Annotated in this window: 12 protein-coding genes; 9 read left to right on the forward strand and 3 right to left on the reverse strand. The window is 62.5% G+C overall.

All coding sequences use genetic code 11. The features are described 5' to 3' along the window. Nucleotides 1-179 precede the first annotated feature (179 nt). A complete protein-coding gene (locus AB4Y72_RS19045) occupies nt 180-671 on the reverse strand; it encodes an RES family NAD+ phosphorylase (protein ID WP_441427702.1) in 492 nt (163 codons plus the stop codon). A gap of 55 nt (nt 672-726) precedes the next feature. Further along, the gene (locus AB4Y72_RS19050; RefSeq protein ID WP_441427703.1) at nt 727-1,581 is read right to left on the reverse strand and encodes a phosphotransferase; all 855 of its coding nucleotides are present in this window, start codon (nt 1,579-1,581) and stop codon (nt 727-729) included. 144 nt (nt 1,582-1,725) lie between these two features. Between AB4Y72_RS19050 and AB4Y72_RS19055 the strand changes: the two genes are divergently transcribed. Further along, entirely contained in the window at nt 1,726-2,595 is an 870-nt protein-coding gene (locus AB4Y72_RS19055; protein WP_441427704.1) for a hypothetical protein, read from the forward strand. A 10-nt stretch (nt 2,596-2,605) separates the two neighbouring features. On the opposite strand, the gene AB4Y72_RS19060 is transcribed toward AB4Y72_RS19055, so the two are convergent. After that, nucleotides 2,606-2,740: a hypothetical protein gene (locus tag AB4Y72_RS19060; protein ID WP_441427705.1), complete on the reverse strand. Its 135-nt coding sequence runs from the start codon at nt 2,738-2,740 to the stop codon at nt 2,606-2,608. A gap of 99 nt (nt 2,741-2,839) precedes the next feature. Here AB4Y72_RS19060 and AB4Y72_RS19065 point away from each other — a divergent pair, with 99 nt between their 5' ends. The 8 genes from AB4Y72_RS19065 to AB4Y72_RS19100 all read left to right on the forward strand — a co-directional run bounded on the left by AB4Y72_RS19065 (nt 2,840) and on the right by AB4Y72_RS19100 (nt 9,137). After that, nucleotides 2,840-3,562, forward strand: coding sequence for a class I SAM-dependent methyltransferase (locus AB4Y72_RS19065; RefSeq protein WP_441427706.1), 723 nt, complete (start codon nt 2,840-2,842; stop codon nt 3,560-3,562). A 54-nt stretch (nt 3,563-3,616) separates the two neighbouring features. Beyond that, a complete protein-coding gene (locus tag AB4Y72_RS19070; protein WP_441427707.1) occupies nt 3,617-3,787 on the forward strand; it encodes a hypothetical protein in 171 nt (56 codons plus the stop codon). 97 nt (nt 3,788-3,884) lie between these two features. Beyond that, a complete protein-coding gene (locus tag AB4Y72_RS19075) occupies nt 3,885-4,925 on the forward strand; it encodes a LysM peptidoglycan-binding domain-containing protein (RefSeq protein ID WP_441427708.1) in 1,041 nt (346 codons plus the stop codon). A gap of 303 nt (nt 4,926-5,228) precedes the next feature. After that, the gene (locus AB4Y72_RS19080) at nt 5,229-6,035 is read left to right on the forward strand and encodes a hypothetical protein (RefSeq protein ID WP_441427709.1); all 807 of its coding nucleotides are present in this window, start codon (nt 5,229-5,231) and stop codon (nt 6,033-6,035) included. A 9-nt stretch (nt 6,036-6,044) separates the two neighbouring features. Then, nucleotides 6,045-6,563 carry a DUF2127 domain-containing protein gene (locus tag AB4Y72_RS19085; RefSeq protein WP_441427710.1) on the forward strand — a complete coding sequence of 173 codons (519 nt, stop codon included), beginning with the start codon at nt 6,045-6,047 and terminating at the stop codon, nt 6,561-6,563. 201 nt (nt 6,564-6,764) lie between these two features. After that, nucleotides 6,765-7,664, forward strand: coding sequence for an NAD(P)-dependent oxidoreductase (locus AB4Y72_RS19090; RefSeq protein ID WP_441427711.1), 900 nt, complete (start codon nt 6,765-6,767; stop codon nt 7,662-7,664). 509 nt (nt 7,665-8,173) lie between these two features. Further along, the gene (locus AB4Y72_RS19095) at nt 8,174-8,521 is read left to right on the forward strand and encodes a VOC family protein (protein ID WP_441427712.1); all 348 of its coding nucleotides are present in this window, start codon (nt 8,174-8,176) and stop codon (nt 8,519-8,521) included. 130 nt (nt 8,522-8,651) lie between these two features. After that, nucleotides 8,652-9,137: an SRPBCC domain-containing protein gene (locus tag AB4Y72_RS19100; protein WP_441427713.1), complete on the forward strand. Its 486-nt coding sequence runs from the start codon at nt 8,652-8,654 to the stop codon at nt 9,135-9,137. Nucleotides 9,138-9,282 lie beyond the last annotated feature (145 nt).

Genomic DNA, 9,282 nt, shown 5'->3' on the forward strand with positions numbered 1-9,282 from the left:
GGGAGCGTGTGCCGGCTGGGGGATTGCACCACCACGACGATGCCACACGTCGCCGCCCGACCGGTTTGGCGTAAACGGCGCGGCATCGGCGATCGTGTTACCGTCGGCCCTGGCATCTCCCGGACCGACGGGACGACAAGCCGTCCTCAGTGGGGCACCAACGCACGGTGAGGGATCCTCTACCGGGCGGGTACTTCCCGGACACGAGGCGTTCCGTCAGTGTTCCAGGTGAAGAGTGTCAGGTGCCAGAGGTGGGGCTGTTTTCGTGAGGGGTCGATCAGCCCGCGGGCTCCCATGCGCTCAAGGGTTTCGCGGACTCTCCATGAGGAAGGGGAACCACCCGCAGCAACAACTTCCTGCCAGTCTGCCGCAGCGTCCGCGGGATCAATCCCGATCGATTTCAATGTGGCGTGATCACGAAGGTCAACGATTCGGTCGGCCTCTACCTCGAGCTGCAACACCTCAAGATTTGGGGTGCGGGCGTCGGAATGGGCGATCATTGCGGCTGCAACACCGTCGCGCGACGAGCTGAGGTACAGCGTTGGTACGCCCGGGGGCGAATACCGGCCGGCAGACCGGGACCCCTCGAGAGCGGAATCTCGGTAGGCAGGGTCAACGGCACGAAAGAACGTTCCTGTCACAGTTCGCGTCACTTGAAGTAGTCCAGTCATCCTCAGAGTCTTCCAGAAGAATTTCCCCCGTTAGTCGATCCCTAAGCGTGCGTTTCTAGGTAGCTGCTGGATCGTGCAGTGATCCTGTCTCAAGCCGGCGCGCGAAGTTCGACAGTGCGTGGCTTTGGAGCCTGCGGTCTGTCCCAAGCGCTGCGGCCGCTGCTATCTGGAGGGGTAGGGACGCGCGGTACACCTTCGCTCGTGCCAGCACGTGGGCGTCCACAATTTCCCCGACTTTGGCCGCTCCGTAAAACCCGATGAGGGGAGCAACATCGATAGCAGGGTCTGCCGCACACGCGTTGTCGAAGTCGATAAGGCCCGGTGCGGTGGATTCGTCCCACAAGATGTTGTGTGGACCGAAGTCACCATGGACGAGGGACGGGCATACCCCTTCCTCGAGACTCAGAACCTCCCGCACCACAGTTTGAGCTGCTTTCCGCACCCTAGAGCCGGAATCTGCCGTGATGCGCTCAACGACTTCAGGCCAGAAGTTTCCGCCGCACCACGAGCGTGCAGCAGGCAACCCCGTCAGTAGCTGCGCACATTGAAGGTCATTGAGGATACCGGCGAAGTAATGGCGGGCCTCATGCCACGACCGATCTGGCATATGGGCTCCCTTGATGACTGTGCATGCCATCGCTGACCAGGTGTCACCGGTCAGTGTTCGAAGGAGCCTAGGGATGCGGGTCTTGAGCCCTGCGTTGCCGACGGCGAGGAGGACAGCGCTCTGACGGCCGATCTGCGCCTCATGGTTAGCAGCAAAGGACACGCGCACGACGCTGGTTGAGCCCAGCACCGCGACATGATGAAAGGCTCCGTGCCTGTAGACGGGGCTCGTCCACTCCAAGTCTGACCAAATACTCCGAAGAGCCGACCAGGCCGCGGAGGCGTCCCGCTCAAGAGTGCTCATAGCCAGCAGTCTGCCATTACACCGAACGTCCCGCTGGGGACCGGCTTACGGGCGGCTTTCCGGATTCCGCGCTGTTGCTCCGACGCAGCCCGAAGGATTGACCCGAGGGCTTGCGCGGCAAGCACCGGACCTTAGGGTGTAGTGATGACGGCGCGTTTAAAGGAAGCCCAAAGTATTTCCACTTTGCTCGCCGGGCTCGATGATGCCGGTGTGCAAATGCTTCTCGATGCTGCTGAGCCAGTAGGCGTTGGTATCGGGGGAACAACCAAGAAAGTCCGCATCGGTGAAAGGACTGTCTTCCTGAAACAGTTCCCACTGACGAGCGTCGAAGAAGCTGATCCGACCGCCACCACAAGCCGGCTTCAGCTTCCCTTCGTCTCTCACTACGGCATAGGGAGCCCTACCCACGCGGTCGGGCGGGAACTGGCAGCACATCAAGCAACCTCCACGTGGGTTCAAGCAGGAACCGTGGATTTCTTCCCGCTGCTGCTCAACTGGCGAGTGTTGGCCCTGAAGAGTGAGGCAGACCTCAGCGAGTTCGACGGCGATGCTTCTCGCCGCCAGTGGGGGCCACATTGGCCTCAAATGCAGAGCAAACTTGCCGCGATGAAGTCTGCATCTAAAAGCATGGTGTTCTTCCTTGAGTACGTGCCCGAGACGCTGGGCGCCTGGGTGCGCAGGTGTGTAGATGAGGGTACTGGGGCGACCGTCTTCCCTGACGTGGTCGATCAACTTCTTGAAGCCACAGCATGGATGAACAGTCAGGGATTCCAGCACTTTGACCTGCACCCGGGAAACATCCTCGTTCGAGAGGGCGGGCTACTCTTCACTGACTTCGGCCTGGCACTTCACCGCGAATTTGACCTCACTGCGGAGGAAAAAGCATCGATGCCCGATCATGACGGCTTCGACCGTGATACTGCCCTGATGCACCTGTTCCACTGGACGCTATTCGAACTCGGCTATACCTCCGGTCACACAGCGGCTGGAGTTGTTTCGTGCCGCCGCCGCTGACCCAGCCACATCAGCGCTGGACCCAGTGCGTGGGGCACTCGGCGACGGTGCTGATCTGGTTGCGCAGCATGCGAGTGTCGCTGTCTACATAACCGAGATGTTCGGCGTCCTCATGGAGGATGCGTTCGCCACGCAATATCGACACCCCTAGACCTTGGAGCCCAAGACGGTCAGTCGTCCCAGTGAGCGATCGCCTATCGGACGCACTCTCCGGATGTAGGTCGCTCGTGGGTAGGGTCTAGCTGTGAGCGATTACGACGCCAGGCTCGTTGACCTGTACGACCACGACAATCCGGATGGGCCGGACCACGACTTCTACCGCTCGGTAGCTGACGAGTACGACGCGGAGTCCATACTCGACGTTGGGTGCGGGACTGGCATCCTGACAGTTACTTTCGCCAGCGAGGGACGCACTGTTGTTGGCATAGACCCGTCGCAGGCGATGCTTGCATTCGCGCGGCGTCGACAAGGAGCGGATGCCGTGGACTGGATCCTCGGCGACAGCCGCGCCATTCCTCCCCGGCAATTCGATGTCGCCGTCCTGACGGGCAACGTCGTCCAGCACATCCCTGATCCGGAGTGGCAACGCACGTTACGGGACATCCGCGCTCATCTGCGAACAGGTGGAGTGCTGGCCTTCGACAGCAGAAACCCCGTTGCCCGTGCATGGGAGAGCTGGGGGTCACATGAGCGCTCCCGCCGCGACACCCCACATGGGCCGCTCGTCGAGTGGGCGGACGTGTCCGAGCCCGACGAGGGCGTCGTTACCGCCAGGTTCCACAATCAGTTCCTGCGAAGCGGTGAACGTGTGACAGAGACGGCGCGCTTCGCTTTCCGCCACGCTGACACCCTTGGACAGCAGCTCGCCGCAGCCGGGTTCGAGGTGGAAGCCGTGTACCAGGACTGGGCTCGCACGACGTTCACCCCTTACGCATCTTTCATGGTTTTCATTGCTCACGCCCGCTGATGGATCCCCTTGCGGGCCGTACCCGGCACCGACAGGCCGCCATTTACCGCCGACATGGAGCAGCACGATCCGTACTTGGGCCGTGTCATCCGGAAACCGGGTGAGGATTACCTTCAGCGGGCGGATTTCCTCGCGATCATTCAGGCCGCCAAAGTGGAAGCAGAAAGACTGCCGCAGCCAGCCGGTGCCACCAGCAGCACATCTTCGGCCGGCGGTGCTGCATAATGCTGAAAAGCAGCACCCGGCCCGGGTGGGGTAATACATGGCTGAGATGGGCGGCATACGCATGTTCAGAAGCAGCCGCATAAAGCACAGGGGGACCGTGGAAACGCAGCAAGGAACAGCCCTGAAGAGGGGCTGGGAGTTCGCAATCATCGCCGTCCTGCTATCTGGAGGACTGGCTGCGTGCTCCTACGACGCGCCGTCCCCTCAGCCGGTCGCTTCTGAGGTCAGCACCCCAACAGGATCAGCGACGGCCGCCGCGGCCGACGTCGGAATGCGGTCAGCGCTGGGGCCGGTGCTGGCCGATTCGTTCGGCAATGCGGACTTCTACACGACCCTCCCCGGGGACACGACTGAGATGGTGGCCCGCTCCTTTCGGCTCTCCGATGCAAAGCTCGCTGAGTTCAACGACCTCGGCCACGAGGGAACCCTGGCAACGGGGACAAGACTTCGCCTCATCCCCGCCCCTGGTCCGATCTTGGGCGCGAAGGGAACCGCCGTCGTCGACGCCAAGGGCATCCCCACCAGCTACGTGGTTGCACCCAACGACACCGTGGGCGGGATCACGTACCGGTTCGGACTGACCGACGAGCAGCTGGCAGAAGCGAACAAAGTCTCCATCACATACGAGAAGGGCGGCGTGTATTTTCTCCTCGCCGGGAAACACCTGCGGCTGCAGAAAAACCCAGTCGGCAGCAGGTCCGGCACCGGAGCCAGCGTCAACAATTCGTTCGGCCGGACCATCTTCTACACCACCGTGGACGGCGACTCCCTCGACAGCCTCGGCTACAAATTCCGCTGCAACACGGCCCAGCTGCTGCAGTACAACCCGTCTCTGGCCGCGGACAAGCCCATCCCCGCAGGCACCACGGTGAGGCTGATACCCGGTGAACTCAAAATCGACGGCGCCCGGGGCTCTTTCACCGCCGACGCGGCCGGGATCCCGCTGACCTACACCACCGCACCCGGTGACACCGAGCCCCAGGTAGCGTTCCGTTTCGGTGCCACAGAGCTGAGATCAGCGAACCGCCCGCTCACCGGCGGCGCGGGAGCCTGGTACGACTTCACCGACCTGTCGCGGAATGAGCTCGCCCCCGGCCAGATCATCAGCCTCGACCAGAATAAGCCCATCAACAAATAGGACCTCCCGGCACAGGAAACTCGTAAACGGACAGGGAAAAATGACTGACATATATGCTCGGGTCGTGGGAAGCCCGGACCTTCTGCCTCGGCTGAGAGCGGTGCATGGCAGACGGCGGCCCACAGGCCGCGGAACAGGCTTCGGGGTTTGTTGGATCCCTGTTTGTCCGGCGGCCTTGCCTTTTGAGGCCATCAGCGATGTAGTCGGGCGGAAGCTTTAGGAGGGGATGTGCTTCATACCATCAAGGAAAGTGGCGACGGCGTGGAACCACTCGCTCCGTGGGCGCCCACAGTGCGGCGTCCCATGCTCCGCGGGTTCAGTGCCGCTGCCTGGCAGAGGTTTTCCTACTTGAGTTTGCTGGTCCTCTTCCTGGCCATGTTCCTGATGGTCGGCGTTGCTATCGCCGGTTCCAACGACGCCGGTGCCAGCAACTTCGCCATCATGTTCTTTGGGCTCGTCGTGTTGGCAGGACTCGCGACGGGGTTTTCGGGGGCGCTCTCCAGGTACAAGGCCCGCAGGGAATACCGGCACGGCTACACGACCTTGCAGGATTTCTCCAAGTTGCGCCTGTACTACCGGACACTTCCTCAACTTGACCCACGCTCCGGCGTCGAGGTCCGGGCTGCGGGGGAACCGAAGCTTGCACTGCCCGAGCTCACCAAGCGCTGGGCTGCTTCCCGGGTTTACCATACGAGCCCGGACCGGATGTCCCGACGAGACGCCGCGGAGGCGGCCGTCACGGCCAGAGAGATCAATGAGGCGAATCTGGAACTGGCCAGAGCAAAATCAAACCGCGCCCAGCTCGTCAACCGGTTCGGCGCTGCTGCCGGGAACATGCGGGCGGACGCCCGGGACTATACATTGGCAGCGGCCCTGACCGCCGGCGGCGGTCTCCCGGCATTGGTCGTCGGCATAGAAGGAACTTCCATCAACAGGAATACGCCGTGGCTTCTTCCTGCCATCGTTCTTACCGTCATTATTACAGGGCTGTCGCTGATAGGCATCCGGAGGACCGCACACGCTACGCGTCTGGCGGCTGACTTTCTCGGAGTTACCATCAAGGATCTTCCACCCTGGACGGCTGTCAGCGCGTCTGAGAGCCGTCGGTAAGTCCCGAAGATGGCCGAGGCAAGCACCGGCAAGACCCGGTTGGACAAGGTATTCAAGATCAGCGTGGCCCTCAAGGGGCTGGACGGGGTGCTGGAACTGGTGGGAGGGATTCTCCTGCTCCTGGTCTCGCCCGCCCAGATGGCCTACGTGGTCCATTTTCTGACCCAGCATGAGCTCTCCGAAGACCCGCAGGACCTCCTGGCCACCACCCTGGTGCACTGGGCCGGGGCCATGACCGTGTCGGCGACGCTCTTCGGTGCTGTCTACCTGCTGTTGCACGGGTTGGTCAAGGTCGTCCTTGTCTGGGCGGTGCTGAGGGACAAACTGTGGGCGTACCCGTGGATGATCGCGTTCCTGCTGGTCTTTATCGCCTACCAAGGCTACCGGCTCCTGGTTGCCTTCACCTGGGGGATGGTCCTGCTGACCGCCTTCGACATCTTCATTGTCTGGCTCACGTGGCATGAATACAGGGCCCACAGAGCGCGGAAAGCCGAGCAGCCCACCCCTCAACCTGCCCCTAAATCCTGATCCGGCGGTCCGGAAGCGACGTCCGCGCAACGGCAGTTCAGCCGAACCGGGACGACTTCGCAAACGTTCGAACGCACTTCGCCGGGTTGTTAGAGTCCTTTTCATGACGTTGAGTTCCCTGAGACCACCCGCGCCCACGCGGTCGAGCGTTCAAACGGACTCAATTATCTGAACCTGGGCAACGATCGAGAGGACGACATGATGGATACGAAACTCACGGTGGCTGTGCTCGGCACCGGCATCATGGGGGCCGCGATGGCCCGCAACTTGCTGCGTGCCGGGCTCGCGGTCAAGGTCTGGAACCGCGATAGGGCCAAGAGCGCACCCCTTGCCTCTGCCGGAGCGCAGGTAGCCTTGTCCCCGGCGGAAGCGGTCGCTGGCGCGGACGTGGTGCTGACGATGCTCTACGATGCTGCCGCCGTGACCGAGGTGATCCGGCAAGCCGCCCCGGGAGTGCGGCCGGGCACCGCGTGGGTGCAGTCCACGACCGTCGGTGTGCACGACGCGCCGGCCCTTGCGGACCTGGCTGGCGAGGTCGGTCTCGACTTGGTGGAGGCGCCCGTTTCCGGCACCCGTGAACCGGCTGAGGCTGGCCAACTCCTTGTGATTGCGGCGGCCCCTGAAGCTGTGCGTGAGCGCGTAGCGCCGGTTCTGGACGCAATCGGCGCACGCACGGTCTGGACGGGTCAGGATCCGGCAGCGGGCACGGCGGCTCGGCTTAAGCTCGTTGTTAATAGCTGGGTCATCGCCGCCTCGAATGCCGCCGGCGAGGTCCTGGCCCTCGCCGGTGCGCTCGGGGTGGAGCCGCAGCAGTTCTTCAACCTGATCAACGGCGGCGGCCTCGATCTGCCGTTCCTGCGAGCCAAAGCCGCACTTATCCTCGACGATCGGCTGGAACCGGCGTCCTTCGCGGTCGACACCTCTCTGAAGGACGCCCACCTCATCCTCGACGCCGCCCGTGAACACGGTCTTCGGCTCGACGGCGCCGAGGCGGCCACCGCGCGTCTGGAACGGGTCGCCTCTCGAGGCCGCTCCAAGCAGGACATTGCCGCGGCATACTATGCCAGTACTCAGCAAGATCTCGAACCGCAGGCCGGCTGAAAACCGCAGCGCATTACCGCCAGGGTGGTCTTGCCCGAACCTGGCCATCCGGTTACGAGAACAGACATGCTCCTCATTATCGTTGGGAGCGACAGGCCTCGTTTCATTCCCCTGCTGAGCGTGGTGGGGCGGCAAAACTGTTTGGTCCTCAGGGTTGGCGATTGGACTTCGCGGAGAACTTGCCGATCAATTTGTGTACCGAAGATGTCATCCCATCCGAAATCCGTCCAAGTGACGGTTGTCTTCCTGAAGATGATGCGCGTGAGCCTCACCCGGTCGGGTCCATCAGCCACAGCAGCGGTGCTCCATCAATGTGAAACTCATCGATGGGCCCGGCGATGTCCCGTTCCAGAATGGGTCTCTCGGGATTCTGACCAGAGTTCTGGGATGGGGACTGCTTGTCGAGGAGGTCCCCTCGGTTTAATATCCCACTAGCGATGCTGGACACCGCGGTTGACCGAGCGACACGGCTAGCCGCGCTCTGTGGTCGATAGGGAATGGAGACGGCAATGGCCGCTACAGTGAACTACTTTGAGATCGGTTCGACCGACCCGGATGCCGCACGCAGCTTCTATGGCCCGCTATTCGGCTGGTCCTTTGGCGAGCCCTCGCCGGCGGGCTACCGCATGGTGGACGGCGACAAGGGTGGCCTTTGGGACACCTCCTCGGTGGGCGGAAAATCCTGGGCGATCTTTTATGTGCAGGTTGACGATGTGAAGGCCGCGATTGCCCAGGCCGAGTCGCTCGGCGCGAGCGTCGCCGTCCCGTTCGTCGACAACGGCACCATCGAATTCGCGCACCTCCTCGACCCGCAGGGCAGCCGTTTCGGCGTGTGGCGACCGAAACAACCGACCTGAACCGGCGGAGGCGGGTGCCGCTGTGCTTACCCGGCGGAACGTGGAGATTCAGGAACGTTGGATGGGCAAGTTCGAACGGCCGCGGCTGGGCGCGGTCAGCGCCATTAAGAAGCGAGCAGAGGAAACTGCAATGACAAAACGCCCGGATTATGTCTATGTCACCTACATCGGCGCATCAGCCGAGACCGTATGGGACGCACTGACAAGCGAGGAGCTGACGGCGCAGTTCTGGGGCCACAGCAACGTCTCCACCTGGGAGCCGGGCCAGCCTTGGGAGCACGTGCGCACGGACGGCTCCGGCATCGCAGATGTCAGCGGCCGCGTCGTTGAGAGTGAACGCCCCACCCGCCTCGCAATCACGTTCGAGGACCCGGCCGGGGGGACCGCGCCCGCTTCGCTTGTCACGTTCAGGATCGAGGAATACAAGGACATCGTGAAGCTTTCAATCGTGCACGAAAACATTCCCACCGCCGAAGACGCCGAGGCCGCAGCCCTCGGCTGGGCCGCTGTCGGCTCCAACCTCAAATCCCTGCTCGAGATCGGCAAAGTCCTGCCACAGGCGCCCTGGGACATGCACGCCCAGGTGCGCGATGCCCAGATGCGTTCTAAGAGCTAGCTGTACTCGGCCAGGACGTTGGTTACATGTTGAAAGGGTGAAGACCTCTTAGGTTGGTGGTTACCACACACACCGAACGACTAAGAGGTCTTCATGGTCCACCGTAATGCCCGCCTGACTCCTACTGGTAGAGGCATCCTTGTCC

Origin of the sequence: Arthrobacter sp. YAF34 (assembly GCF_052113245.1) — a bacterium.
Lineage (GTDB): Bacteria > Actinomycetota > Actinomycetes > Actinomycetales > Micrococcaceae > Arthrobacter.

Excerpts from the sequence above, each read along its gene's own strand:
- AB4Y72_RS19045 (WP_441427702.1), bottom strand. The coding sequence starts at position 671 with ATGACTGGACTACTTCAAGTGACGCGAACTGTGACAGGAACGTTCTTT.
- AB4Y72_RS19050 (WP_441427703.1), bottom strand. The coding sequence starts at position 1,581 with ATGAGCACTCTTGAGCGGGACGCCTCCGCGGCCTGGTCGGCTCTTCGG.
- AB4Y72_RS19055 (WP_441427704.1), top strand. The coding sequence starts at position 1,726 with ATGACGGCGCGTTTAAAGGAAGCCCAAAGTATTTCCACTTTGCTCGCC.
- AB4Y72_RS19070 (WP_441427707.1), top strand. The coding sequence starts at position 3,617 with ATGGAGCAGCACGATCCGTACTTGGGCCGTGTCATCCGGAAACCGGGT.
- AB4Y72_RS19080 (WP_441427709.1), top strand. The coding sequence starts at position 5,229 with ATGCTCCGCGGGTTCAGTGCCGCTGCCTGGCAGAGGTTTTCCTACTTG.
- AB4Y72_RS19085 (WP_441427710.1), top strand. The coding sequence starts at position 6,045 with ATGGCCGAGGCAAGCACCGGCAAGACCCGGTTGGACAAGGTATTCAAG.
- AB4Y72_RS19090 (WP_441427711.1), top strand. The coding sequence starts at position 6,765 with ATGGATACGAAACTCACGGTGGCTGTGCTCGGCACCGGCATCATGGGG.
- AB4Y72_RS19095 (WP_441427712.1), top strand. The coding sequence starts at position 8,174 with ATGGCCGCTACAGTGAACTACTTTGAGATCGGTTCGACCGACCCGGAT.
- AB4Y72_RS19100 (WP_441427713.1), top strand. The coding sequence starts at position 8,652 with ATGACAAAACGCCCGGATTATGTCTATGTCACCTACATCGGCGCATCA.